Raw genomic sequence first — 23,823 nt, forward strand, 5'->3', positions numbered from 1 at the left:
GGGGCGGCCATGATTGAGCAGAGATTGAAGGGCCGGGAACAGCGCGGAAAAACCAGCCTGAAGCTGTCTTTCGAGTATTGTCCGGCTGCCGGACGGGACGGTGGACGCCGGTCCGGTGCACGAGCGGAAGGTGGGGGCACCTGCATCGCTGGTGGGACATGGTCCGGGGAGGGCGGAGCCCGCGCCGGCTACTCGAAGATCAGGAACATGCCTTCAAGGGTAGCAGAGGGGCTTTCGCCGGGTTTCCCTTTACGCTGCAAGGGGAACTACTCTGGCCAGTTATGGAGTCTGCACACTATTTCAGCGCGTCACCCGCCGGCCCGTTCACCAGGAAGCCGCTGACGGTGGAACTCGCCGGGGAAACGCGCAGGCTCCACGCCTCAAGCGGCATCTTCAGCCCGGACGGAATCGACAAGGGAACGGCCGTCCTCCTGGCCAATGTTCCTGCGCCGGCGCCCACCGGAAACTTATTGGACATCGGCTGCGGCTGGGGTCCGGTTGCCCTGACCCTGGCGCTGCGGGCACCGCACGCGCGGGTGTACGCGGTGGACGTCAATGAGCGCTGCATCATCCTGACCAATGAAAATGCCGAAGCCTTGGGATTGGACAACGTCACTGCGTCCACCCCGGAGGAAGTGGACCCGGAACTTCGCTTCGACACCATATGGTCCAACCCGCCCATCCGGATCGGCAAGGACGAACTGCATTCGCTGCTGAAGCTGTGGCTGCCGCGCCTGGCCCCGGGCGGGACCGCCTGGCTGGTAGTCCAGAAGAACCTCGGATCAGATTCGCTGCAGCGCTGGCTGGCGGCGGAACTGGATGACTCGTTCACGGTTACCCGCGAAGCAACCGCAAAGTCGTTCCGCATCCTGAAAGTCAGGAAAGCGTCCCTGTTGCCACAATGACAGCCGGCCCGCTGAGCTCGACGTGTTCGTGGCCGCCGGCGCCCGGAAAGAACTTAACGCCCACGGTGCCTCCCGGCACGTGCACCTGCCACTCGTCCGGCGCCTCGGCACCGGCCCAGTGCCGGATGGCAACAGCAGCCGCGCAGGCGCCGGTCCCGCAGGACTGTGTCTCCCCCACACCGCGTTCATGCACGCGCATGGTTACCGAACCGACGCCGGCGTGCACCAGCGGTTCGGCAGGAACGACGAATTCCACGTTGGTGCCGTTTGCCGGGAGGGGATCCACTGAAGGTGCGGTGAAGAGCCTGGTTCCGGCCAGTTCGTCGAGTTCGGCGAGGGCCACCACGGTGTGTGGGTTGCCCATGCTGACGGACAGCGCAGGGCGGGGCACCTCCAGCCCATCTGCCGTGACCAGGGAATCCATGGACCGCGCGCTGGCTTCGCCCGGGAAGATGAAGGACCAGGGGCCCATGTCCACGGCGTAGTCGTCGCCGGTCCGGACCACGGTCTTCACGCCTCCCCGGGTGCCAATGGTGAGCGACCCGCCGTCGGGCAGGTCGATCAGGCCCTCCGTCCGCAGGAAGTGGACGAAGACGCGCACCCCGTTTCCGCACATTTCCGAGAGCGAGCCGTCACCGTTGCGGTAGTCCATGAACCATTCGGCCTCCGGCGTGGTGGCCATCAGGTCGCGGCCCTCCGGAAGGAACCGCGACGGTACGGCGCGGATCAGGCCGTCGCCGCCAACGCCGCGGTGCCGGTCGCACAGCGCAGCTGCCTGCTCTGCGGTAAGTTCCTGGAGGCCTTCCGGATCGGCCACCAAAACGAAGTCATTGCCGGTCCCATGCCCCTTGGAAAAGCGCAGTCCGCCCAGCGTGCCGAGGACGGTTTCGATGGGCTGGGCGGGGGTGTTTTCCATGGTTCCAAGCGTACCGGCCGTGGGCTGCCCGGCTGAAACCACTCAGTGCGGGTCAAGGAGAGGCTGCTTCCCCGCTAGATGCAGCGCGCTGCCGCCTTCTCCACCAGGTCCGGGTCCTGCCACCCCATCCACTGGATGCGCGGGTCTGCGCGGAACCACGTGAGCTGTCGGCGGGCGAACTGGCGGGTGGCCACGATCGTTTCCTCGGCAGCGTGTTCCACGGTGGCCACGCCGTCAATCACCTTCAGGAACTGCGAGTACCCGAGGGCACGGGAAGCGGTCTTCCCGTTGCGCAGCCCCAGGGCGTCCAGCCGCCGGACCTCCTCCAGCAGCCCCCGGTCCACCATGGCGTGTACCCGGGTTGCCAGTCGTTCCCTGAGCAGCACGCGATCCACCTCCAGTCCCACCTGAACTGCGGGCTGGAAGTACTCCCGCCGTGGCATGAACGAGCTGAACGGCCGGCCCGTGAGCTCGTGCACCTCAAGGGCACGGATAATGCGGCGGGCGTCCGAAAGCCGGCCCGCGGAGACAGGATCCACAGCACGCAGCTTTTCGAGCATGGCAGAGCTGCCGCGGGCAGCCAGTTCGGCCTCGAGCCTGGTCCGGACCGCGGGGTCCGTCCCCGGGAATTCCAGAACGTCCAGGGCTGCGCGGACATACAGGCCGGAGCCGCCGGCGAGGATGGCGCGCCGGCCGCGGCCGTGGATGTCCGCGATCAGTTCCCTGGCCTGCACCTGGAAGTCGGAGACGCTGGCCTCCTGGGTAATGTCCAGGGTGTCCAGGAGGTGGTGCGGGACTCCGCGCCGCTCCGCCGCCGTGATTTTTGCCGTGCCGATGTCCATGCCGCGGTAGAACTGCATGGCGTCCGCATTGATGACTTCCCCGCCCAGGCGCAGGGCGAGGCTGACAGCGAGATCGGACTTTCCGGAGCCGGTGGGACCGACGACGGCGATGACTGGCGGGGTGCGCACCTGTCAGGGAGTGCGCAGCGGCAGTGAGGGCATTCCCAGGGAGACGCCCTTACGGCCGGCGCCTGCACCCGGCGCAGGGACGCCGCAGGAGTCTGCCTGCGACCTGTCCCAGGCGTCGCCGGCCCGTGAGCGCCGGAGGCTGTAATCCTCCGGCGTGGGGTCCGCCACCAGGTGGAAGGCGGCGGCCTCGGTGATGGTGACCGTGACGAGATCTCCCGGGCGTGGCGCGGGCGCACCGTCCGGAACGGAGAAATGCACCAGGCGCTGGTCCTGGGACCGGCCGGACAGCCGGTGGGTTTCCTCCGCCTTACGGCCGGACTGGGCGGTGACCATGACTTCCACCCGTCGGCCCAACTGCTTCCGGTTCTCCTCGGCGGCGATCCGGTCCTGCAGGGCGGTGAGCCGTTCGAACCGCTCCTGCACAACGGCCTTCGGCAGCTGGTCGGGCAGGCCGGCTGCCGGAGTGCCCGGGCGCTTGGAGTACTGGAAAGTGAAGGCCGTTGCGAAACGTGACTGCTCCACGACGTCCAGGGTGGCCTGGAAGTCCTCCTCGGTCTCCCCGGGGAATCCGACGATGATGTCGGTTGAGATGGCCGCGTGCGGGATCCTTTCCCGGACTTTGTCCAGGATCCCCAGAAATTTGGCCGACCGGTAGGACCGTTTCATCGCCCGCAGGATGCTGTCGGAGCCGGACTGCAACGGCATGTGCAGCTGCGGCATGACATTGGGTGTTTCCGCCATCGCATCGATCACGTCGTCGGTGAAAGCTGCGGGGTGCGGGCTGGTGAAGCGGACGCGTTCCAGGCCATCGATCTCCCCGCAGGCGCGCAGGAGCTTGGAGAATGCCAGCCGGTCGCCGAATTCCACGCCGTAGGAGTTCACGTTCTGGCCCAGCAGAGTGACTTCAATGGCGCCGTCGTCCACAAGTGCCTGGATCTCCGCGAGGATGTCCCCGGGACGGCGGTCTTTTTCCTTGCCGCGAAGGGCCGGGACGATGCAGAAAGTGCACGTGTTGTTGCAGCCCACGGAGATGGAGACCCAGCCGGAGTAGACCGAGTCGCGCTTGGTGGGAAGCGTGGACGGGAAGACGTCCAGGGATTCCAGGATCTCCAGCTGCGCCTCGCTATTATGCCGGGCACGGTCCAGCAGCGCGGGCAGGGCGCCGACGTTGTGGGTGCCGAAGACGGCGTCCACCCAGGGCGCCTTTTTGAGAATGGTTTCGCGGTCCTTCTGGGCCAGGCATCCCCCCACCGCGATCTGCATGCCGGGATTGGCGGCCTTGATCGGCGCCAGGATCCCGAGGTTGCCGTACAGCTTGTTGTCGGCGTTTTCCCGGACCGCGCAGGTATTGAATACCACCACGTCCGCCTGCTCGTCGTCAGCAGCTACGTAGCCAGCATCCTCGAGCATGCCCGCCATGCGCTCGGAGTCGTGCACGTTCATCTGGCAGCCGAACGTGCGCACCTGGTAGGTGCGTGGCCTGGGCGCGGCATCGTGCGGCAGGGCCACGGCCTCTTCGGAGGGCTGGGCACCGGAAAAGGAGGAAGGAATGGTCAAACTCACCTGTTAAGGGTACCGGCTGTTACAAGTACGGGTTTGTGGTCCTTAATCGGGGTCCGGGGCTCCTGCGGCTTCGAGGACCTCGTTGACAATCCTGAATGCCTGGGAGGGCTGGTAGCCCTTCCGGGCAAGCATGGAGGCGAGGCGCCGGGTGGTCTTGTCCCGCACGGTTCTGTCGTGCAGGTCCACGCCGGGTCGGAGCTTTCGCTCCACCAGGGCCCGGGCGGCATCCTCCTCATCGGAGTCGGAAACCTGGGCCAGCGCGGCATCGGCAGCTTCCTGGTCGATGCCCTTGTCCGCCAGCTCACGCCGCAGCGCACCCCGGGCGAGCTTGCGTGACTGCGCCCTGCTCCGAACCCACATGGCGGCGAACTCGGCGTCGTCGATCAGTCCGGCGGCCTGGAACCTGTCCAGGACCGCCTCCGCCACGTGTTCCGGAATGTTGCGCTCCGCCAGCTTCCGCGCCAACTGCAGCCTGCTCTTGGCCGACGCTGTCAGTTGCCGATAGACGATGGTTTGGGCCACTGAAACGGGGTCCGGCTCGGCGTTGCTGGATCCCGGCGCGGGGTCACCGTTCCCATTCAAGGACTAGAACCCGTCAACGGCCTTCAGCTTGGGCGAGTCCTTGGCGTCCGCCTCGGCTGGCTTGACGCCGACCCCAAGCTTTTCCTTGATGAGCCGTTCGAGCTCCGCGGCCAGTTCCGGGTTGTCCCGCAGGAACCGGCGGGAATTCTCCATGCCCTGGCCCAGCTGGTCGCCGTCGTACGTGAACCAGGAACCGGACTTCTTGATAATGCCGTGTTCCACGCCCATGTCGATGATGCCGCCCTCGCGGGAAATGCCCTGACCGTAGATGATGTCGAACTCGGCGATCTTGAAGGGCGGGGCCATCTTGTTCTTGACGATCTTGGCCTTGGTGCGGTTACCGACGGAGTCAGCGCCCTCCTTGAGCGTCTGGATACGGCGGACGTCGATACGAATGGAAGCGTAGAACTTCAGGGCCTTACCACCGGTGGTGGTCTCGGGGGACCCGAAGAACACGCCAATCTTTTCGCGCAGCTGGTTGATGAAGATGGCGGTGGTCTTGGTCTGGCTTAGGCGGCCGGTGATCTTACGCAGCGCCTGGCTCATGAGGCGGGCCTGGAGGCCGACGTGGCTGTCGCCCATGTCGCCCTCGATTTCGGCCCGGGGCACCAGGGCGGCCACGGAGTCGATCACGATAACGTCCAGGGAGCCGGAGCCCACCAGCATGTCCATGATTTCCAGGGCCTGCTCACCGGTGTCCGGCTGGGAGACCAGGAGCGCATCCGTGTCCACGCCCAGCTTGGCGGCGTATTCGGGGTCCAGTGCGTGTTCGGCATCGATGAACGCTGCGATGCCGCCCTGGCGCTGGGCGTTGGCCACGGCGTGCAGCGCCACGGTGGTCTTACCGGACGATTCCGGTCCGTAGATCTCGATGACGCGTCCGCGGGGCAGGCCGCCAATTCCCAGCGCAACATCCAGTGCGATGGAGCCTGTGGGGATGACTTCGATGGGTGCGCGCACCTCATCGCCCAGCCGCATGACCGAACCTTTGCCGAACTGCTTATCAATCTGGGCGAGAGCTGCTTCCAGCGCTTTTTCGCGATCCGGGGCTGCGGCCATGGTTGACACCTCTAATGCTTTCTCGATGGTGGCCTCAGCGGCCGTTTGTTGGTCATCTCTGACGCTAAGGGGAACCACTGACATTCAGCCCGGATGGGATCGGCTATGTGGATAACCCGCTGTTCCCAGCATAGCTTTATCCGAACAGGTATTCGAAGAACCGGGCGGGCGTGTCAGTCGCGGCGCGGTGTGATGTCCCGCCCCAGGCGGCGCTCTTCGGGGACGTCCTGGACGTCGCACACGGCGAGCCACACCCTGCGCGGTTCCACTCCGGCCGCCAGCGCCTGGTCCGCGGTGCGCCCGCCCACTCCGGCGAGGACCAGGGTGCTGCTCAGCACCCTGGAGTAGCCCGCACCGAACTCGTCATCCATTAGCCGCCAGTAGTCGCTGATTCGCACCGGTAAATCCTCTCATGTTCCCGGAGCCTAGACTTGTTGCCATGAGCAACTCCCCTGATGCCCCGCAAACGGGTTCCCCGCCGGATTCCGCCGCGGGCGAGGCGACGGTGGACGAGGTCCTCCAAAGTGTTGAACACCAGCTCAGCCTTTTCTGGCGGCGGGCCAGGGCCATCTCCAACCAGCTCTCCCGCCAGGTGCATCCGGACATGGAACCGGCGGCCTACGGACTGTTGACGGTGATCCGCCGCGAGGGCCCGATCCGGCTCACGGACCTGGCCATGAACATCGGCGTGGGCAAACCGTCCGTCAGCCGGCAGATCGCGTTCCTCGAAAGCATCGGGCTCGTATCCAAGGCAGCGGATCCCCAGGACGGCCGTGCCCAGTCCATCCGGCTGACCGCAAAAGGCGAAGAAAAGATGCGCCAGGTCCAGGACGCCCGGCAACAGGTGTTCCGCGAGCGTCTGGGTTCCTGGCCGGTCTCTGACCTGCAGGAACTGGCCCGCTACATTGCCAGGCTGAACTCCACCTATGAAGGCGACGGATTCCCCCGCGACGCCGGAGCCCAGGATTCGGGCGGATCAGGCACGCAGTAGGAAATGCGTGCAATTCGACACGCCAAAGCCCCCGGCAGCGCCGGGGGCTTTGGTACCGTCCCTGCCTGCCGGCAGCCCTAGCGGGCGCCGGACAGCAGACCGGTAGCGAGTTCGTCGGTGAGTTCCGCGTTCAGGTCGCGGCCGTACCGCTGGGAGAATTCCTGCGGGACGGTGTCCGGCACGGTGACGCCTTCGGCCACTGCAACGCGGTCGCTGACTTCCCGGAGCATGCTGGACAACGGAACGTCCAGGGCCGTGCAGATTGAGGACAGCAGCTCGGATGATGCTTCCTTCTGGCCGCGTTCAACTTCACTGAGGTAACCCAGAGAGACACGGGCACTGTGCGAAACTTCACGGAGCGTACGCCCCTGACGCTGGCGGACATCGCGCAGGACATCACCGATTTCGTGACGAAGTACAACCATCTTGCGCTCCTTCTGTTCGCTCTTGCCCTGATCGGCGAGGCCCACATCCTTCCAGCGGACAACGCCGTTTACGGATACGGGCTGCTTTACCATCTGTATCGCCTTGCTCCCTCATTGGTCGGGTCCGCCGCAGCGAACCGTCGTGGTCATTTCATCCTAGGCGCCTCCCATCCCGGGAAGCGACACAATGTAATAACTAATCGGTACCGGCTTTTGTTCCCGGCTACTTGACTCCCGGTAACTTCTGCCGCGCAGCCATCGGCCGCAACATGCCGCGGCTCAGCCGGCCAGGGCCTCAAGCAGCCGTTCCAGCGCGGCGGCGCAGGCCTGGCCCCGGATGTCGGCGCGGCTGCCGGTGAACGAATATTCAAACGCCACACTGCCTGACGCGGTGGCGACTCCCACATACACCCGGCCCACCGGCTTGCCGTCATGCTCCTCCGGCCCGGCCACGCCCGTGGTGGAGATACCGATGTCCGCGCGGAGGGATTCCCGGACGCCTGCCGCCATGGCGGCCGCAACGTCCGGATCCACGGACCCTGCACCGGCCAGCAGCTCGCCGGAAACGCCCAGGAGCGTCTCCTTGACGGCATTCTGGTATGCCACCACGCCGCCCTGCAGCATCCCGGAAGCACCCGGGGTGTCCGCCAGCACCGCGGCAAGCATTCCAGCGGTCAGCGATTCGGCGGTGGCGACGGTCCGGCCGGCAGCAATCGCGTTTTCCACGGCCTGCGCCGCGAGGTGATGGAGGTTGCTCAAGTGGGCTCCTGTTCCTTGGCCGCCTGGGCGTGCCGCCTGCCTTCGGCGCGCAGGCGAAGCGCCTGGACAACGTATTCGACGCCGGTCCACACGGTGATGGCAACGGCCGCCATCATCACGGCAAAGGCTACCCATCCCAGCCAGGGCGCGATAACGCCCAGCGGCAGCAGGTACAGGAAGATCGCGGCTGTCTGGACCACGGTCTTGAGCTTGCCGCCGCGCGATGCCGGGATGACTCCATACCGGATGACGAAGAACCGCAGCCCGGTAATACCCCACTCCCGGACCAGGATCACCAGCGTGGCCCACCACGGCAGTTCGCCGAGCACCGACAGCATGACCAGCGCCGATCCGATGAGCAGCTTGTCGGCGATGGGGTCGGCTATCTTGCCGAAGTCGGTGACGAGGTTGCGGCTCCTGGCAATGTCGCCGTCGAGCTTGTCCGTGTAAATCGCGACGGCGAACGCGGCCACCGCCGCCCAACGCCAGGGTCCCGCCTCGCTGTCGGGCCCGGGAGCGTCAGCGATGAGGAACCAGACGAAGAAGGGCACCAGCGCGATGCGGAGCATGGTCAGGACGTTGGGAAGGTTCCAGACCCCGGCACGGCCACGGCCGGCGGCGGTTGCATCAGTGCTAGTCACGTTTCTAGGCTACCGTCCCTGGGCTAACGCCCGGTGAGGGACCAGGCGTCCTCGGAGCCGTCGTCGTCCTCCCCGTAGCCTCCCGGCGCCGAATCGGAGCCATCGTAATACTCGACATTTTGTTTCCGCTGGTCCAGGTCGGCCGCGACCAGGTCTTCGGCATAGCCTCCCTGGGGGATGTTGGCGTTGGCATTGTCGCTGAGCGCCGCCGTCTGGGAATCGGGCGTTGCCGGTGCTTCCTGTCCCTTCATGGCGGCCAGGACGGGGGCAAGGTCGTCCGGCTTGACCAGGACGTCACGGGCCTTGGACCCTTCGGACGGCCCAACCACCCCACGGGACTCCAGCAGGTCCATGAGCCGGCCGGCCTTGGCGAAACCTACGCGCAGCTTGCGCTGGAGCATCGAAGTGGAGCCGAACTGCGTGGTGACCACGAGCTCAGTTGCCTGGAGCAGCACCTCGAGGTCGTCCCCGATGTCATCGTCGATCTGCTTCTTGGGGGCCTCCGCGGCGACGTCGTCACGGTAGCTGGCCTGCAGCTGCCCCTTGACGTGTTCCACCACCTTATGGATCTCTGACTCGGTTACCCACGCGCCCTGGACACGCATGGCCTTGGAGGCGCCCATCGGCAGGAAGAGCGCGTCACCCTGGCCGATCAGCTTTTCAGCGCCGGGCTGGTCGAGTACCACGCGGGAGTCCGTCACCGAGGACGTGGCGAAGGCCATGCGGGACGGCACGTTCGCCTTGATGAGGCCCGTGACGACATCCACGGAAGGCCGCTGGGTGGCAAGGACCAGGTGGATGCCGGCGGCGCGCGCCAACTGGGTGATGCGGACAATCGAGTCTTCCACGTCGCGGGGCGCCACCATCATCAGGTCCGCGAGTTCGTCCACGATCACCAGCAGGTAAGGGTAGGGCCGGATGACGCGTTTGGAGTCCGGCGGCGGCTGGACCTTGCCGGCGCGGACTGCCTTGTTGAAGTCGTCGATGTGCTTGAAGCCGTAGTTGGCCAGGTCGTCGTAGCGTGCGTCCATTTCGCGGACCACCCACTGCAGCGCTTCGGCGGCTTTCTTGGGGTTGGTGATGATCGGGGTGATTAGATGCGGGACGCCCTCGTAGGCTGTCAGTTCCACGCGTTTGGGGTCCACCATGACCATGCGCACTTCGTCCGGGGTTGCCCGCATCAGGATCGAGGTGATCATGGAGTTCACGAAGGAAGACTTACCGGCACCGGTGGCGCCTGCCACCAGCAGGTGGGGCATTTTCGCAAGGTTGGCCACCACGTAGCCGCCCTCCACGTCCTTGCCCACGCCCATCACCATGGGGTGGTCGGTGCGCCGGGCGTTCTGGCTACGTAGGACGTCGCCGAGGGACACGGTTTCGCGGTCCGTGTTGGGAATCTCGATGCCGATGGCGGACTTGCCGGGAATGGGGCTCAGGATCCGCACGTCGCTGGAGGCGACTGCGTAGGAGATGTTCTTGGACAGGGCGGTGACCCGCTCCACCTTGGTGCCTGGCGCCAGCTCGATCTCGTAGCGGGTCACGGTGGGGCCGCGGCTGAAGCCCGTGACGGTGGCGTCCACGTTGAACTGCTGGAGGGTATCCGTCAGCGCGGCGACGACGGCGTCATTGGCTTCCGTGCGTTCCTTCGGAATGGACCCCGGGGTCAGGAAGTCCGAGGCCGGCAGGGTGTAGGTGACGTCGCCGGCCAGGGAGAGCTGCTCCGTCCGCTGCGGGATGGGCGTGGGCGGCGGTGCGGGGCTGACGGGGTTCGCGGGCACGCGCGGGGCGGCAGGGGCCGCCCCCGCCGCAGCCATCCCCGGGGTGATCATGGGGATGGCTTCGGTGGCGTTCCCGTCTGCCGGGGCCCCTGCGCCCAGGCCCTGCGCGGCCTTGATCTTTTCGACGGCGATCTCCGCCTGGGTGGGCCGCCGCACGCCGGGAGCCGGCTTGGGCGGTTGTGGCTCGTCGTCGTCAATGACTGCGTGTTCAAAGGCCTCGTCGCCAACGTAACCCTCGAGTCCGGCGTCGGGCTCTTCATCCTTGCCGAACATCCGGCGCCGCTTCTTCTTGGGCGCCGCGGGCGGGGTGCGTTCCAGGTAGCTGCGGTCGTGGCCGTCTTCGGGGTCCTGCTCGATCAGGTCGATGCCCATGAGGTGCTCGTACGCGCCCCGCAGGCGCCGCGGAATCGCAGTAAACGGCGTGGCCGTGATGATGAGCAGGGAGATGAATGCGAGGATCCCATAAACCACCAGCGGCACCGCGGGGTGGATGGCAGCGAGCGGCGATGCGGCGAGGAAGCCGAGCATGCCGCCGGCTGCGCGGAGACCGTCGAAGCCCTGGGCCACCGTGGGCTGCCCGCCCAGGACGTGGGCCAGGCCGGAGCCGGCGAAGGTCATGATGAGGAAACCGATGCCTACCCGGTTGTTGCCGCGCCCGTCGGAGGGCTGCCGGAACAGCCTGAACGCGCAGACGAACAGGATCAACGGAAGCAGGAGCGCCATCCAGCCGAACGTGCCGTTGACCACGGCGTGGACGGCGTCCGGGAACCAGCCCGTAAGCCCCCACCAGGCGAAGGTGGCGATGAAGACCGCGAGCACCAGATTGAAGAGCGCGGCCCCGTCGCGGCGCTCCTCGGCGGGGAGATCGCTGACGTCATGTCCGATGCGCCGGACTCCCCCGCCCACCAGGTGGCCGATTCCCAGCCACGCTCCGCCCACCACGCGCAGCAGCCACGGCTGGTGGTGTTCGACGGCGGGAAGCGCGCGGGTGCGCGAAGAGCCTGCCGGGGTTCCCGACCGGCCAGGCCTGGAGGCGGTGCCGCGGCTTCCCGCGCCGCCGGATTTCGTGGCGGAGCTGCCCCTGCCTGATCCCTTGGGCGCGGAAGTAGTACGTGTGGCCATACTGCCACGCTACCGGAAGCAGGGCCTCATTCCGCGGATTGACGGGCTTCCTGGACTGTTCGTCAGCGCACGTTTAAGCGACTGTGCCCCGGTTCGGGAGAACCGGGGCACAGGGCGCAGCAACGCGCTGGCGGATCAGGCCTCGAGCACCACAGGGATGATCATCGGCTTGCGGCGGAGCTTGCGGTTGACCCACGTGCCCACGACGCGGCGGACCACCTGCTGGAGCTGGTGCGTGGTGTGGTCTGCGTGGTTGAGAACGGCTTCTTCCAGTGCAGCGTTGATCTTGGGCATGATGTCGTCGAACACGGAGTCGTCCTCCGCCACCCCGCGGGCGTGGATTTCGGGACCCGAAACGACCTTGCCGGTGGCGCGGTTGATGACCGTGATGATGGAGATGAAGCCCTCATCGCCGAGCACGCGGCGGTCCTTGAGGTCGGCGTCGGTGATTTCGCCCACGCTGGAACCGTCCACGTAGACGAACCCGACCTCCACCTGGCCCACGATGTCCGCCTGGTGGTCCCGGAGGTCGATGACTGTGCCGTTGTCTGCGAGGATGACGCTTGCTTCCGGCACGCCGGACTCGATGGCGATCTTGCCGTTGGCGATGAGGTGCCGGGTTTCGCCGTGCACCGGCATCGCGTTCAGCGGCTCGAGGATGTTGTAGCAGTACAGCAGTTCGCCGGCGGCAGCGTGTCCGGAGACGTGCACCTTGGCGTTGCCCTTGTGGATGACGTCCGCGCCCAGCTTCAGCAGGCCGTTAATGATCCGGAATACGGCGTTTTCGTTGCCCGGGATCAGGCTGGAGGCGAGGATGACGGTGTCGCCTTGGCCCACCACCACGCGGTGGTCGCCGTTGGCCATGCGGGACAGCGCGGCCATCGGCTCACCCTGGGAGCCGGTGGACATGAGCACCACGCGGTTGTCCGGCAGGTTGTCGATGTTCTTGATGTCCACGATCAGCCCGGCCGGAACGTCCAGGTAGCCGAGTTTCTCGGCGATGGCCATGTTCCGCACCATGGAGCGGCCCACGAAAGCCACCTTGCGGTTGTGCTTGGCGGCTGCATCCAGGACCTGCTGGACGCGGTGCACATGTGAGGAGAATGACGCAACGATGATGCGCTTGCTGGCCTGGCCGAACATCCGCTCCAGGGTGGGGCCGATTTCCTTCTCGGCGGTGGTAAAGCCCGGGACGTCGGCGTTGGTGGAGTCGGACATGAAAAGATCCACGCCTTCCTCGCCGAGCTTGGCGAAGTGGCGGAGGTCGGTAATGCGTCCGTCCAGCGGCAGCTGGTCCATCTTGAAGTCGCCGGTGTGCAGCACGGTACCGCCGGCGGTGCGGATGAACACGGCCAGGGCGTCCGGGATGGAGTGGTTGACGGCGACGAACTCGCATTCGAACGGACCGAACTTCTCCACCTGCCCCTCTTCCACGGTAAGCGTGTAAGGACGGATGCGGTGTTCCTGCAGCTTGGCCTCGATCAGGGCAAGCGTCAGCTGGGATCCCACCAGGGGAATGTCGTTGCGCAGGCGCAGCAGGTACGGCACGGCACCGATGTGGTCCTCGTGGCCGTGCGTCAGCACGACGGCCACCACGTCATCCAGGCGGTCCTCGATGTAGGAGAAGTCCGGCAGGATCAGGTCTACGCCCGGCTGGGTCTCTTCCGGGAACAGAACACCGCAGTCAACGATCAGCAGCTTGCCGTCGATTTCGAATACGGCCATGTTCCGGCCGATCTCCCCCAGCCCGCCCAGCGGGACAATCCGGAGCGTGCCCTGCGGGAGGCGGGGCGGGGTAACAAGGCCGGTAAGGGCGGTTTGGGTCATATTGCACTACTTTCCAGGCGGAAGGGTGCCGGGCTTCGCCGTCAGGAGAAGACCAGCCCCGCTTCCGCCAAATCCCCGCGGATGGTTTCGATCTCGGCTTCGTCCGGCTCCACGAGGGGCAAACGGACAATCGAGTTGGGCAGGACTCCCTGCCATTTAAGAATCTGTTTGGCGGCTACGGCGCCCTGGACCCGGCTCATCGTGGCGCGCACCACCGGCTGGAGTTCAAAGTTGATCTTCCGCGCCGTGGAGAGGTCGTTGGCGTTGACGGCATCGATAAGCTCGCGGAAACGGCGGGTTGCCACGTGGGTCGTCACGCCGACCAGGCCAACAGCGCCCAGGGCCATCCACGGGAGGGTCAGCCCGTCGTCTCCCGAGTAGAACAGGAGGTCGGTTTCGGCCATGACGCGGGTGGCCGAAACCAGGTCAGCCTTGGCGTCCTTGACGGCCACGATGTTCGGGTGCTGGGCCAGGCGGATCATGGTGTCCGGCTCGATGGGAATGGAGGAACGGCCGGGGATGTCATAGAGCATGACGGGCACGTCCACGGCCGAGGAAATGGTCTCGAAGTGCGCCCGCAGGCCGGCCTGGCTGGGCTTGTTGTAGTAGGGCGTGACCAGGAGAAGTCCGTCCACGCCGAGCTTCGCGGCCTCCTGCGACAGGTGCACGGAGTGGGCGGTGTCATTGGTGCCGGTGCCGGCAATAATGGCCGCGCGTCCACCGACTGCTTCCTTGACCGCCCGGAACATGCCGAGGTTTTCCTCGTCAGTCAGGGTGGAGGTCTCGCCGGTGGTGCCGGTGACCACCAGTCCGTCGCAGCCGTCATCCACGAGCTTCGCGGCAAGCGCTGCCGCCTGGTCGTAATCCACGGCTCCGTCCTTGGTGAACGGGGTAACCATGGCGGTCAGGAGCGTGCCAAGGGCAGGGATGTGCGCGGAAGTGTCAGCCATGGGAAAAACGTTACCCTGTCCGCCGCTGGTTAGGACAATGCCGGGACAGTGAGGAAGATCAAATCGCGGCATCCGAAGCGGGGCGCCCGCCGCAATAGCGCCCGACGGCGGCCTTCCGCAGCTCCCCTGCCCAGGCTTCGAGCCGCTGGGCTGCCCGCACGTAGTGGAACAGCTCGACCGGCGTCAGGGCGTCAAGGTCGGTTTCGGCGAGACGGCGGGCCAGTTCGGCCCCGCCGGGCTGGTCGGAGAGGGCGACCCCTTCGCGTTCCCATTGCTCGTCCTCGGGCGGCCGGCCGTTAACGAGCTGGCGGAAAAGGTAGTCGACCACTCCGGGGCTCATGGCTTTCATCACCCCGGCGCGGGAGCCCGGGGAGGCAGGGGTATCCGGTGGCGTTTGCATGGAATCACTTTATTCGAACATATCTTCGAATACAAGACTGCTTTGGCGGCCGTGACAGGCAGCGTCCCGGTCCGGTGTGAGAGCATCGGCTCATGACCCCCCGCACCCAGGCACGGAGTTCTGCCGCCAGCATCCGGCCAGGGTCCGGACGCCTGTACGGGGTCGATGCCGCACGCGGGCTGGCCCTGCTGGGCATGATGGCAACCCACCTGCTGCCCACCTTCGAGTCCACTCCGGAACTGACGCCCACCTGGGTCGGGCTGGTGTTCTCCGGCCGGGCTTCGGCCCTGTTCGCGGTGCTTGCCGGCGTGGGACTGGCCCTGTCGACAGGGAAGCACAGGCCGCCCGCCGGCCCCGAACTTTGGGGTGCGCGGCGCGGGATAGCGCTCCGCGCGCTGGTGATTGCCGCCGTCGGACTTTCCCTGGGCGGGCTGGACGTCAACGTGGCCATCATCCTGGTGCACTACGCCGTGCTGTTCCTGTGCATCCTGCCGTTCCTGGGCATGGAGCTCAAGCGCCTGTGCGCGTGGGCCGGCGGCTGGATCGTCGGATCCCCGGTGCTCGCCTACCTGCTCCGGCCCTGGTTCCTCGCCCCCGCGCCCCCACTAACGCTGGGGCACAACCCGTCCTGGGAGGACGTTTCCGCCCCGGCCCGGCTCCTGGGCGATATCTTCTTCACCGGCTACTATCCCGTTTTCCAGTGGCTGTCCTACTTCCTGGTGGGACTCGTCGTCGGCCGCCTTGTCCTGGACCGCGCCATGGTACCCGTGGTGCTGCTGGCGGGCGGGCTGATCATTGCCCTGCCTGCCAAATGGCTGGGGACCGCGGCGATGCAGGACTGGGGCGGCCTGGAGGCGCTGGAAAAGGTGATCAACTCCCCCGGCTATCCACTGGAAAACATCCTGCAGGTGAACCTGACCGGCATCCCGCAGAAGGATTCCTGGTGGTGGCTGGCCTCTGCAGCGCCGCACTCGGGCACCACCCTGGACCTGCTGCACACCTCCGGGACTGCGGTGGCCGTTATCGGTGCCTTCCTCCTGCTCGGACGGCTGGCCGAATGGGTGGACCTGGACCTGCTGCTCCCGCTGCGCGGCGCCGGCGCGATGACCCTGACCCTGTATTCCGCCCATGTCTGGGCGATGTCGGGGCTCTACGGGGAACCGGTACCTCGGGGCTGGACCGAGAACGGCCTGTACTTCGTCCAGGCTGCCATCGCCGTGGCGGTGGGCGTGGTGTTCGCGCTGCTGCAGCGCAGGGGCCCGCTGGAGTGGGTGGCGCACTCGGCCGCCCGGCTTGGGCGTGGAAAGGTCAGCGCGCGGCGCTGAAGAGGCGTCCGGCGTCGCGCATTGCCGCCCGCGCCCGCTTCCGGTCCCCCGAAGCGTCATAAGCGCAACTGAGGCGGAACCACGAACGCCAGTCGTCCGGCGCGGCCTCGGCCTCGGCCCGGTACTTCTCGAACTCCGCATCCGCCGCGGACCGGACAATCCTGCCGGCAGGAGTACGGGGAAGCTCGTCGACGGGCAGTCCGCCTTCGGCCTCCAGGGCCTTGGCCATCTGTTCGGTGCGCGCCCCGAACATCAGCTCGCGGATCAAGGCCCAGGCGCCGATGACCGGCAACACCAGGTAGGCGGCACCGATGGCCTGCGCGGCGAGGTTGGAATCGGTCAGGAGCAGCACCGAGCGCTGCAGGGACACCACCAGGTAGAAGACGAGCAAGAGCGTCACCGCTCCCACCCAGATCTTGGTGCGGTTCTTCCGGAAGGCACCCATCACGGCCGGCATGCCGCTAGATTCCCAGGTCCAGGTAGCCGTCCAGGCCCACGGTGAGGCCGGGGTGCGCAGCCACCTGGCGAACCCCGAGCAGGACGCCGGGCATGAACGATGCACGGTCGTAGGAATCGTGGCGGAAGGTCAGCTGCTCGCCGGGACCGCCCAGCAGCACTTCCTGGTGCGCGACCAGGCCGCGTAGCCGCACGCTGTGGACGCGGACACCATCCACCTCGCAGCCGCGGGCTCCGGCCAGCTCCGTGGCCGTGGCGTCGGGGCTGGGCGGAACCTGCGCTGCGGCGCGCTCGGCGGCAATGAGCTGGGCCGTGCGGACGGCGGTGCCGGACGGGGCGTCCACCTTGTCCGGGTGGTGCAGTTCGATGATCTCGACCGATTCGAAGTACTTCGAGGCCTTGGCCGCGAATGCGGAGGCCAGCACCGAGCCAAGCGCGAAGTTGGGGGCGATCAGCACGCCGGTCCCAGGGTGTCCTGCCAGCAGGTCCCCGAGGGAGGAGAGGCGCGCGGGGTTCCAGCCCGTGGTGCCGACGACGGCATGGATGCCGTGTTCGACGGCGAAGCGGACGTTTGCTTCGGTGCTTTCCGGCACGGTGAGGTCAACCACGTACTGTGCGCCGGCTTCCGTGACGCGCTCCAGCGAGTCGCCGCGGCCCAAGGCTGCGACAAGTTCCATGTCCGGTGCGGCCTGGACGGCTTTGACGGCTTCGGCGCCCATGCGGCCGTTGGCGCCCAGCACGGAGACCCGGAGGAGGGCAGGGTGTTCTTCGGTCATGCCGTTAACCCTACCGGCGGAACCGGGTGTCAGCCGCCCGCGCCCACCCACTCCACGGTGCCGTCCGTAAAGAACTGTTCTTTCCAGATGGGCACCTGCTCCTTGATCCTGTCCACCAGCTCCGAGCAGACGGCGAAGGCCTGTCCGCGGTGTGCTGCGGACACGGCGCAGACCAGGGCGGGGTCGCCGATTTCCAGCATTCCGATCCGGTGCGCGGCCCAGATGCGGACCGGCTGGGCCGGTGCCGAGGCGTCAGGCTCACCATTTCCTTCCGCCTGCCCGGCAACCAGGCGGGCGACGACGTCGGCCATCACCTGGTGGGCCGTGGGATGCGCGCTGTAGCTGAGGCGCTCAACCTGCCTGCCGCCGTCGTGATTGCGCACTACTCCGCTGAAGCTGACCACCGCCCCTGCCGTGTCGCTTTCTACGGCCGCTATGGCCTGGTCCACCGAGATGGGGTCCGCACTGAGCACGGCGTGGACCACCTCGAATGCCTGGTCAGTGTCCATGTACGCCTTCCAATTGGTCGCAGAGGTGCCCGATCATCGGGTCCAGGACGGTCAGCCCGTCCATGACCCCCTTGGGTGATCCTGGCAGGTTGACGATAAACGTGGTCCCGGCGGCGCCCGCGTAGCCACGGCTCAGCGCCGCGAGCGGTGTCTTGGCGGCACCGGCGCGGCGGATGGCCTCCATGATGCCGGGAATCTCCCGCTCCAGGAGCGGCAGGGTGACTTCAGGCGTGCGGTCATCGGGGTTCAGCCCGGTTCCGCCGCTGGTGATGACGACGGCGGGCCGCTGGGTGAGCAGGGCCCTCACGGCGGCACCCACCGGCTCGCCGTCCGGGACCACCATGGCCGGGAAGACGTCGAAGCCGTGTTCGGTGAGCCAGTCGGTGATCACGGGGCCGGTTTCGTCGTCGTAGAGCCCGGCGGCTGCACGGGTGGAGGCGATGACAACCCCGGCTTTCCTGCCCTGGACGTCACCGTGGCGGTGCGGTTCGGGGGTGGTGCTCACAGGGTCCAGTCTCCGCTCTTTCCGCCGCTCTTGGCCAACACCTTGATGTCCGTCAGGACGGCGTGCCTGTCCACGGCCTTGACCATGTCGTACACGCTGAGCGCGGCGACGGAGGCGGCCGTGAGCGCCTCCATTTCAACACCGGTGACACCCCGGGTCTTGACCGTGGCCAGGATTGTCACCGCATCGGCGTCGAGCGAAAAGTCCACCGTGACCTTGGACAACGGCAGCGGGTGGCACAGCGGGATCAGCTCCGGGGTTTTCTTGGCGGCCATGATCCCGGCAACGCGCGCGACGGCGATGGCGTCGCCTTTGGGCAGGCCGCCGGAGCCCAACAGCCCCATGACGTCGCGGGTGGTCCGCACGGTGGCCGTGGCCGTGGCCTCGCGGGTGGTCTCGGTTTTGGCGGAAACGTCCACCATCTGGGCGCTGCCGTCCTGGCGAAGGTGCGTGAGGGCCGGCGGGGTCTGTTCTGCATTCACAGTGTCCATACTTCCACCTCGTCCCCCGCGCTCAGAGCCGATTGTCCTTCCGGGACGTGGACCAGGGCGTTGGACCCTGCCAGCGCGTGCATCAGGTGCGAGCCCGCCCCGCCCTGCAGCCCCACCGTTCCGTCCGGGTGGAGGGTGCCGCGCCGCACCTGGTGCTTATGGTGCGGCGACTCCAGCGGATGGCGCAGCCGCGCCCGGACCCGCGGCCGGGGCGCCGGGGCGCCGAGTAGTTCCGTGAGGGCAGGCCGGAGGAACATCTCGAAGGACACCAGGCAGCTCACCGGGTTTCCGGGAAAGCCAAGGATCGGAACGCCGTCAACGGTGCCGATGCCTTGGGGTCCGCCCGGCTGCATGGCAACGGGCAGGAATTCCACCGGCTGGTCCGCCAGCGCCTGCCGCACCACTTCGTAGGCGCCCTTGCTCACCCCTCCGGTGGTCACGATGAGGTCCGCGCCTGCGGACTCGGCGCGCAGGAGTTCCAGGAGCTCTGCCGGGTTGTCCGTGGCGATGCCCGCCCGGCGCACCCGGAGTCCGGCCTGGACCATCGCCGCTTCGAGGAGGGTGCCGTTGGCGTCGTAGATTTTGCCCGCCGGCAGTTCCTGTCCCGGCGCCACCACTTCATCACCCGTAGTGACCAGCAGGACCGTGACCGCCCGGTAGACGGCCACCTCCGGGAGGCCGAGGGCCGCGAGCAGCCCCAGCTGGGCCGGCCCCAGGAAGGAACCGGCCGGCAGGGCAACGGACCCTTCCCGGAGGTCGCTGCCAACGGCACGGACATACGTTCCGGCCGCCGTGGCCGGCAGCGTCACCGCCGCTTCATCCCCCGCGGCCAGGAACCGGTCCGGCACAGCCTTCTCAATAGGTACGACTGCGTCCGCCCCCGCCGGGAGCATGGCACCGGTCATGATGGGCGCCGCTGTCCCCGGGGCCAGCCCGGGCGGCGTTGTGCCCGCTGGAACCGGGGCTGACACGCGGAGGCGGGCGCCGGCGTCGTGCGCTGGCATGTCCGCGTCCCCGGGGCGTTGCGTATCAACGGCGCGGACCGCGTAGCCGTCCATCTGCGAATTTGCGAAGGGCGGAAGGCTGACCGGGGCGGTGACTGGCTGTGGCAGGCCCCTGCCCAATGCCTGGACCAGGGGCAACACCTCGGTGCGGCCGGGAGCGCGGAGCCCCTCGAGCAGCGCGACGACCGCGGCACGGTGGACAGCGACGGTTCGGGGAGTCATGCGGGCGCCTTCGGTTGCGGGCTGTGGACAGGGTCCACTCTAGCCAGCGCCGCCCGTCATGTGTGATGGCCCACCCAACGTGGCGTAGCCTGAAACCATGACTGTCCAGCTAGGCATCCCGCAGCCCCGGGAGGAAAGTTCACGGCCGACGCTGCCGGAACCGGGGCCCAGGCCGGCTGATGCCCCCGACGGCCTTGCGGACCGCTATGGCCGGCGCGCCACGGACATGCGGTTGTCCCTGACCGACAAATGCAATCTGCGCTGCACCTACTGCATGCCGGCCGAGGGCTTGGAATGGCTGGCCAAGCAGGCGGTGATGTCGGCGGAAGAAATCGTCCGGATCGTGCGGATTGGCGTGGAGCACCTCGGCGTGCGCGAACTGCGCCTGACCGGCGGTGAGCCGCTGGTCAGGCACGACCTTGTGGACATCATTGCCGCGCTGCGCCGCAACCATCCTGCGCTGCCCATCTCCATGACCACCAACGGCGTGGGGCTGGCCAAAAAGGCCGCGGCCCTCAAGGCCGCCGGGCTGACGCGCATCAACGTGTCGCTGGATTCACTGCACGAAGAGACTTTCACTCAGTTGACCAGGCGTCCGTTCCTGGACCAGGTGCTCGCCGGGGTGGACGCTGCGCGGGCTGCCGGGCTGGGGCCGGTCAAGCTGAACGCGGTGCTGATGCGCGGAATCAACGACGCCGAAGCTCCGTCCCTGCTCGCATGGGCGCTGGACCGGGGCTACGAACTTCGGTTCATCGAGCAGATGCCCCTCGACGCCGACCACGGCTGGACGCGGCGCAACATGATCACCGCCGCCGAAATCCGCACCCTTCTCTCCACCGATTACGTCCTCAGTCCTGATTCCAGGGAACGTGACGGGGCGCCCGCCGAACGCTTTGAAGTACGACGGCGGGTGGCGGCTTCCGGGGACGGTTCCGCTCCGGTTCTGGGCACGGTGGGGATCATCGCGTCCGTCACCGAACCCTTCTGCGCGGATTGCCGCCGGACCAGGATCACCGCCGAGGGAAAGATTATGAGCTGCCTGTTCTCCCGTGAAGAGTTCGACCTCTTGGGGCTGCTTCGTTCCGGGGCGCACGACGCCGCGCTGGCGCGGCGTTGGCAGGACGCCATGTGGCTCAAGCCAAAGGCCCACGGAATGGACCACGTGGGACTGGACGCTCCGGACTTCGTCCAGCCGGACCGCAGTATGAGTGCCATCGGGGGCTGACACCGCATGAACGTACGTTATTTCGCTGCCGCGCGCGCCGCTGCAGGGCTGGAAGAAGAACGCTTCGACCTGCCTGCCGGGTCGACAGTGGCCGATCTCCTTGACGCAATCCTGGCCGTCGAGCGCGCCACGCCGCCGGCCGGGACGCCGCCTCTCCCCCGAATCCTGGGGCGCAGCAGCTTCCTGCTGAATGAAGTTGCCGTGCGGGATCACAGCACTGCTTTGGGGGCGGACGACGTGGTTGACGTGCTGCCACCTTTCGCCGGCGGGTAACGGCCCGGGCGGCGGTAACGGCCCGCTCCGGGGTACCGCGCGCTCGGGGGTAACGGCGCGCTTCCAGTCCGCTTCGGCCTATGTTCCGGGACCGGTCGCCTATGTCCTGGGACCCGGACGCATGGCCCTTCGATCCTGCGGACAGGTTCTCCGTGATGCTCCAGCTCAAAATGTCGGACCCTCGTTGGATGATGTGGGTATGGGTTTTGGTGGGGGTATCGGGTTGGCGGTGGAGGCTGTTGGGGGCTCCGCCGCGCGGTTGGATGCGCTGGTGCGGCAGGCAGGACACCCGGTACCCGGCGGCGCAGGTGGTGGGGTGCGGGATTGGTGGGCTGATCCGATGCGGGTCGAGGCCGATGCCCTCCTGGAGGTGATGGCCGAAGCGGCCCGGTGTGAGGCGAAGGCCGCGGCGTTGAAGGCCCGGGCTGCTGCCCGGTTCGTCGAGCTCGAAACGGTCCTCGCTCCGCCGGCGGTGAAGGCCGCGGGGATGCTGGAGGTGTCGATCCGGGCCGAGGTCGGCTGTCTCCTGCGGATCAGTGACGGCGCCGCGGCCTTGTTCCTGTCCCAGGCCCGGGCCCTGTGCACGGACCTGCCCGTAACGTTGGGTGCGTTGCAGGCCGGGGCGATCTCCTGGCGCCACGCGGTCATCGCGTGTGATGAAACCACCGGTCTCACCACCGCCGGGACCACAGCCCTGGAAACACACTTCCTCACCCCACAACCGTCCCTTCCCGGCCCCGATGCGCCGGACCCGGCCGGCCCTGGTGTGGCTGATCCTGATGCGGCTGGCGCTGGTGGTCTGGCTGGCGGGGTGTGGGGGTGTGTGGCGGGGGATCTGACGCCGGGGAGGTTCCGGTCCCGGGTGCGGGCCTGGCGCGAACGGCACCACCCCGAGAGCCTGGAGAAGCGGCATGTGCGGGGTGTCGCGGACCGCAGGGTGGAGTGTTCGGCGGACCGGGACGGGATGAGTTGGTTCAGCGCGTACCTTCCCGCGCACCAGGCCGAGGCGATCTGGAACCGGACCACCGCGATCGCCCGCGCCCTCCAGGGCCCCACCGAGTCACGGACCCTCACCCAACTGCGGGCCGACATTTTCGCCACCGCCCTCCTGACCAACAACACCGCCCCCGACCACGCCACAGCCGGCGGCAACGGTTCAGGGCGCGACCCCGACACCCACACCCACACCCACACCCACACCCACACCGACACCGAGAATGGTGCCGCCCGCGCCGCCGATACCGCCGCTGATGCCGGTGCTGACTCCGCCGGGCTGGCCGAGGAGGGGCGGGCCGGTAACGGTGACCTGGCGCGGGTGCCGGTCCCCAAAGCGCAGGTCCTGGTCACCGTGCCGGTGTTCGCGCTCCTCGGGCTCACGGACGAACCGGCAGACCTGGACGGGTACGGCCCCGTCCCGGCCTCCATGGCCCGCCAGATCCTGGCTGACGGTGCGGACTCGTTCTACCGGGTCCTTGTTGACCCCCGCGACGGGGCGCCGTTGGAGATCGGCCGGACCAGCTACCGCATCCCGCAGGCCATGCGGAACTGGCTCCGCCTCCGCGACACCAAATGCCCGTTCCCGGGCTGCACCAACCACTCCCTGGACAACGACGCCGACCACCTCACCGCCTGGCGCCACGGCGGCACCACCGGCATCAGCAACCTCGCCCAGCCCTGCCCCAAACACCACCGGCTCAAACACGCCAGCACCTGGACCCCCACCCCGGCCACCAAAACCACACCGCCAGGCTGGACCTCACCGGCCGGACGCCACTACAACACCGAACCCCACCCCTGGCACCCACCCCAACTGCCCGCCACCACGCTCAACATCGACCGCGTGCCCGAGCACCCGCACGGCTGCATGCTGCCCGAACACCTCCCGAACCCTACGGACCCGGAGCACTCCTGCCCGAACACCGAATACCCGCCCGATGACCCACCACCTGACCCAACCGGCCTCCACTACATCGATGCCCGCGACCTCCACCCGGCACACCCCGCCTGGGACACCTACCCCTGCCCCGACACCCTCCCCGAAGACCCCATGGCATGGTTGTTGGAGCGGATGCCTGAACCGGCGAGGACCTAGGGTTTCGCCCGGTCCGTGCCGGCATGCCGTTGGTCGGCCGCAGCCAGGCGAGGGTG

Annotated in this window: 25 protein-coding genes; 6 read left to right on the forward strand and 19 right to left on the reverse strand. The window is 67.4% G+C overall.

The features are described 5' to 3' along the window. Positions 1-281: 281 nt before the first annotated feature. Positions 282-905 (forward strand): class I SAM-dependent methyltransferase, encoded by a 624-nt coding sequence (locus tag ACIQCM_RS08280; RefSeq protein ID WP_400606311.1) that lies wholly within the window; start codon positions 282-284, stop codon positions 903-905. Here the strand turns inward: ACIQCM_RS08280 and dapF are convergent. From dapF to ACIQCM_RS08310, 6 genes are all read right to left on the reverse strand, one after another. Further along, the gene (gene dapF / locus ACIQCM_RS08285) at positions 877-1,821 is read right to left on the reverse strand and encodes a diaminopimelate epimerase (RefSeq protein WP_400606309.1); all 945 of its coding nucleotides are present in this window, start codon (positions 1,819-1,821) and stop codon (positions 877-879) included. The two genes, ACIQCM_RS08280 and dapF, sit on opposite strands and share 29 nt — an antisense overlap. A 74-nt stretch (positions 1,822-1,895) precedes the next feature. Further along, the gene (miaA, locus tag ACIQCM_RS08290) at positions 1,896-2,792 is read right to left on the reverse strand and encodes a tRNA (adenosine(37)-N6)-dimethylallyltransferase MiaA (RefSeq protein WP_400606308.1); all 897 of its coding nucleotides are present in this window, start codon (positions 2,790-2,792) and stop codon (positions 1,896-1,898) included. A gap of 3 nt (positions 2,793-2,795) precedes the next feature. After that, entirely contained in the window at positions 2,796-4,355 is a 1,560-nt protein-coding gene (miaB, locus tag ACIQCM_RS08295; protein ID WP_400606306.1) for a tRNA (N6-isopentenyl adenosine(37)-C2)-methylthiotransferase MiaB, read from the reverse strand. 42 nt (positions 4,356-4,397) lie between these two features. Beyond that, positions 4,398-4,877, reverse strand: coding sequence for a regulatory protein RecX (locus ACIQCM_RS08300; protein ID WP_400606303.1), 480 nt, complete (start codon positions 4,875-4,877; stop codon positions 4,398-4,400). A 63-nt stretch (positions 4,878-4,940) separates the two neighbouring features. Beyond that, positions 4,941-5,996: a recombinase RecA gene (gene recA / locus ACIQCM_RS08305; RefSeq protein ID WP_400606300.1), complete on the reverse strand. Its 1,056-nt coding sequence runs from the start codon at positions 5,994-5,996 to the stop codon at positions 4,941-4,943. Positions 5,997-6,169: 173 nt separating this feature from the next. After that, positions 6,170-6,394 carry a DUF3046 domain-containing protein gene (locus tag ACIQCM_RS08310; protein ID WP_400606298.1) on the reverse strand — a complete coding sequence of 75 codons (225 nt, stop codon included), beginning with the start codon at positions 6,392-6,394 and terminating at the stop codon, positions 6,170-6,172. A gap of 41 nt (positions 6,395-6,435) precedes the next feature. Between ACIQCM_RS08310 and ACIQCM_RS08315 the strand changes: the two genes are divergently transcribed. Next, positions 6,436-6,987 carry a MarR family winged helix-turn-helix transcriptional regulator gene (locus tag ACIQCM_RS08315; RefSeq protein WP_400606295.1) on the forward strand — a complete coding sequence of 184 codons (552 nt, stop codon included), beginning with the start codon at positions 6,436-6,438 and terminating at the stop codon, positions 6,985-6,987. 77 nt (positions 6,988-7,064) lie between these two features. Here ACIQCM_RS08315 and ACIQCM_RS08320 read toward each other — a convergent pair whose 3' ends face one another. From ACIQCM_RS08320 to ACIQCM_RS08350, 7 genes are all read right to left on the reverse strand, one after another. Beyond that, entirely contained in the window at positions 7,065-7,505 is a 441-nt protein-coding gene (locus tag ACIQCM_RS08320) for a helix-turn-helix domain-containing protein (protein WP_400532148.1), read from the reverse strand. Positions 7,506-7,691: 186 nt separating this feature from the next. Beyond that, positions 7,692-8,171: a CinA family protein gene (locus ACIQCM_RS08325; protein ID WP_400606293.1), complete on the reverse strand. Its 480-nt coding sequence runs from the start codon at positions 8,169-8,171 to the stop codon at positions 7,692-7,694. Then, positions 8,168-8,812 carry a CDP-diacylglycerol--glycerol-3-phosphate 3-phosphatidyltransferase gene (gene pgsA / locus ACIQCM_RS08330; RefSeq protein ID WP_400606291.1) on the reverse strand — a complete coding sequence of 215 codons (645 nt, stop codon included), beginning with the start codon at positions 8,810-8,812 and terminating at the stop codon, positions 8,168-8,170. Before pgsA ends, ACIQCM_RS08325 begins: the two co-directional genes overlap by 4 nt. A gap of 23 nt (positions 8,813-8,835) precedes the next feature. Further along, on the reverse strand, positions 8,836-11,712 hold the full coding sequence (locus ACIQCM_RS08335; RefSeq protein WP_400606289.1) for a DNA translocase FtsK: 2,877 nt from the start codon (positions 11,710-11,712) through the stop codon (positions 8,836-8,838). Positions 11,713-11,847: 135 nt separating this feature from the next. Beyond that, positions 11,848-13,539, reverse strand: coding sequence for a ribonuclease J (locus ACIQCM_RS08340; protein WP_400606287.1), 1,692 nt, complete (start codon positions 13,537-13,539; stop codon positions 11,848-11,850). Positions 13,540-13,580: 41 nt separating this feature from the next. After that, positions 13,581-14,489, reverse strand: coding sequence for a 4-hydroxy-tetrahydrodipicolinate synthase (gene dapA, locus ACIQCM_RS08345; protein WP_400606285.1), 909 nt, complete (start codon positions 14,487-14,489; stop codon positions 13,581-13,583). 58 nt (positions 14,490-14,547) lie between these two features. After that, positions 14,548-14,889 (reverse strand): hypothetical protein, encoded by a 342-nt coding sequence (locus ACIQCM_RS08350; RefSeq protein ID WP_400606282.1) that lies wholly within the window; start codon positions 14,887-14,889, stop codon positions 14,548-14,550. Between the two features lie 92 nt (positions 14,890-14,981). Here ACIQCM_RS08350 and ACIQCM_RS08355 point away from each other — a divergent pair, with 92 nt between their 5' ends. Continuing rightward, positions 14,982-16,214 carry a heparan-alpha-glucosaminide N-acetyltransferase domain-containing protein gene (locus ACIQCM_RS08355; protein WP_400606280.1) on the forward strand — a complete coding sequence of 411 codons (1,233 nt, stop codon included), beginning with the start codon at positions 14,982-14,984 and terminating at the stop codon, positions 16,212-16,214. Here ACIQCM_RS08355 and ACIQCM_RS08360 read toward each other — a convergent pair. Genes ACIQCM_RS08360 through glp form a run of 6 tightly spaced genes read right to left on the reverse strand, consistent with a single transcriptional unit; the run spans position 16,198 to position 20,177 of the window. Beyond that, complete coding sequence (locus ACIQCM_RS08360; RefSeq protein ID WP_400606278.1) at positions 16,198-16,671, reverse strand: hypothetical protein; 474 nt, start codon at positions 16,669-16,671, stop codon at positions 16,198-16,200. The genes ACIQCM_RS08355 and ACIQCM_RS08360 overlap by 17 nt on opposite strands. Positions 16,672-16,675: 4 nt before the next feature. Further along, positions 16,676-17,446, reverse strand: a complete 771-nt coding sequence (gene dapB / locus ACIQCM_RS08365) for a 4-hydroxy-tetrahydrodipicolinate reductase (protein WP_400606277.1) — start codon at positions 17,444-17,446, stop codon at positions 16,676-16,678. 29 nt (positions 17,447-17,475) lie between these two features. After that, a complete protein-coding gene (locus ACIQCM_RS08370) occupies positions 17,476-17,955 on the reverse strand; it encodes a molybdenum cofactor biosynthesis protein MoaE (RefSeq protein ID WP_400606274.1) in 480 nt (159 codons plus the stop codon). Next, positions 17,945-18,460, reverse strand: a complete 516-nt coding sequence (locus tag ACIQCM_RS08375) for a MogA/MoaB family molybdenum cofactor biosynthesis protein (protein WP_400606271.1) — start codon at positions 18,458-18,460, stop codon at positions 17,945-17,947. Before ACIQCM_RS08375 ends, ACIQCM_RS08370 begins: the two co-directional genes overlap by 11 nt. After that, positions 18,457-18,951 carry a cyclic pyranopterin monophosphate synthase MoaC gene (gene moaC / locus ACIQCM_RS08380; protein ID WP_400606268.1) on the reverse strand — a complete coding sequence of 165 codons (495 nt, stop codon included), beginning with the start codon at positions 18,949-18,951 and terminating at the stop codon, positions 18,457-18,459. Before moaC ends, ACIQCM_RS08375 begins: the two co-directional genes overlap by 4 nt. After that, a complete protein-coding gene (gene glp / locus ACIQCM_RS08385; RefSeq protein WP_400606265.1) occupies positions 18,939-20,177 on the reverse strand; it encodes a gephyrin-like molybdotransferase Glp in 1,239 nt (412 codons plus the stop codon). Before glp ends, moaC begins: the two co-directional genes overlap by 13 nt. 97 nt (positions 20,178-20,274) lie before the next feature. On the opposite strand from glp, the gene moaA reads away from it, so the two are divergent. From moaA to ACIQCM_RS08400, 3 genes are all read left to right on the forward strand, one after another. After that, complete coding sequence (gene moaA, locus ACIQCM_RS08390) at positions 20,275-21,402, forward strand: GTP 3',8-cyclase MoaA (protein ID WP_400606263.1); 1,128 nt, start codon at positions 20,275-20,277, stop codon at positions 21,400-21,402. 6 nt (positions 21,403-21,408) lie between these two features. Continuing rightward, positions 21,409-21,675 carry a MoaD/ThiS family protein gene (locus ACIQCM_RS08395; protein ID WP_400606260.1) on the forward strand — a complete coding sequence of 89 codons (267 nt, stop codon included), beginning with the start codon at positions 21,409-21,411 and terminating at the stop codon, positions 21,673-21,675. Between the two features lie 199 nt (positions 21,676-21,874). Beyond that, a complete protein-coding gene (locus ACIQCM_RS08400) occupies positions 21,875-23,767 on the forward strand; it encodes a DUF222 domain-containing protein (RefSeq protein ID WP_400606258.1) in 1,893 nt (630 codons plus the stop codon). Positions 23,768-23,823: the final 56 nt, after the last annotated feature.

Source organism: Pseudarthrobacter sp. NPDC092439 (assembly GCF_044754945.1).
In the GTDB taxonomy this organism is placed as follows: Bacteria; Actinomycetota; Actinomycetes; order Actinomycetales; family Micrococcaceae; genus Arthrobacter.

What these genes read in the sequence shown, in the direction of transcription:
- ACIQCM_RS08280 (WP_400606311.1), top strand. Translation starts at nt 282, where the DNA reads ATGGAGTCTGCACACTATTTCAGCGCGTCACCCGCCGGCCCGTTCACC.
- dapF (WP_400606309.1), bottom strand. Translation starts at nt 1,821, where the DNA reads ATGGAAAACACCCCCGCCCAGCCCATCGAAACCGTCCTCGGCACGCTG.
- recA (WP_400606300.1), bottom strand. Translation starts at nt 5,996, where the DNA reads ATGGCCGCAGCCCCGGATCGCGAAAAAGCGCTGGAAGCAGCTCTCGCC.
- ACIQCM_RS08315 (WP_400606295.1), top strand. Translation starts at nt 6,436, where the DNA reads ATGAGCAACTCCCCTGATGCCCCGCAAACGGGTTCCCCGCCGGATTCC.
- ACIQCM_RS08320 (WP_400532148.1), bottom strand. Translation starts at nt 7,505, where the DNA reads ATGGTAAAGCAGCCCGTATCCGTAAACGGCGTTGTCCGCTGGAAGGAT.
- ACIQCM_RS08335 (WP_400606289.1), bottom strand. Translation starts at nt 11,712, where the DNA reads ATGGCCACACGTACTACTTCCGCGCCCAAGGGATCAGGCAGGGGCAGC.
- ACIQCM_RS08340 (WP_400606287.1), bottom strand. Translation starts at nt 13,539, where the DNA reads ATGACCCAAACCGCCCTTACCGGCCTTGTTACCCCGCCCCGCCTCCCG.
- dapA (WP_400606285.1), bottom strand. Translation starts at nt 14,489, where the DNA reads ATGGCTGACACTTCCGCGCACATCCCTGCCCTTGGCACGCTCCTGACC.
- ACIQCM_RS08350 (WP_400606282.1), bottom strand. Translation starts at nt 14,889, where the DNA reads ATGCAAACGCCACCGGATACCCCTGCCTCCCCGGGCTCCCGCGCCGGG.
- ACIQCM_RS08355 (WP_400606280.1), top strand. Translation starts at nt 14,982, where the DNA reads ATGACCCCCCGCACCCAGGCACGGAGTTCTGCCGCCAGCATCCGGCCA.
- ACIQCM_RS08360 (WP_400606278.1), bottom strand. Translation starts at nt 16,671, where the DNA reads ATGCCGGCCGTGATGGGTGCCTTCCGGAAGAACCGCACCAAGATCTGG.
- dapB (WP_400606277.1), bottom strand. Translation starts at nt 17,446, where the DNA reads ATGACCGAAGAACACCCTGCCCTCCTCCGGGTCTCCGTGCTGGGCGCC.
- ACIQCM_RS08370 (WP_400606274.1), bottom strand. Translation starts at nt 17,955, where the DNA reads ATGGACACTGACCAGGCATTCGAGGTGGTCCACGCCGTGCTCAGTGCG.
- moaC (WP_400606268.1), bottom strand. Translation starts at nt 18,951, where the DNA reads ATGGACACTGTGAATGCAGAACAGACCCCGCCGGCCCTCACGCACCTT.
- glp (WP_400606265.1), bottom strand. Translation starts at nt 20,177, where the DNA reads ATGACTCCCCGAACCGTCGCTGTCCACCGTGCCGCGGTCGTCGCGCTG.
- moaA (WP_400606263.1), top strand. Translation starts at nt 20,275, where the DNA reads ATGACTGTCCAGCTAGGCATCCCGCAGCCCCGGGAGGAAAGTTCACGG.
- ACIQCM_RS08395 (WP_400606260.1), top strand. Translation starts at nt 21,409, where the DNA reads ATGAACGTACGTTATTTCGCTGCCGCGCGCGCCGCTGCAGGGCTGGAA.
- ACIQCM_RS08400 (WP_400606258.1), top strand. Translation starts at nt 21,875, where the DNA reads ATGGGTTTTGGTGGGGGTATCGGGTTGGCGGTGGAGGCTGTTGGGGGC.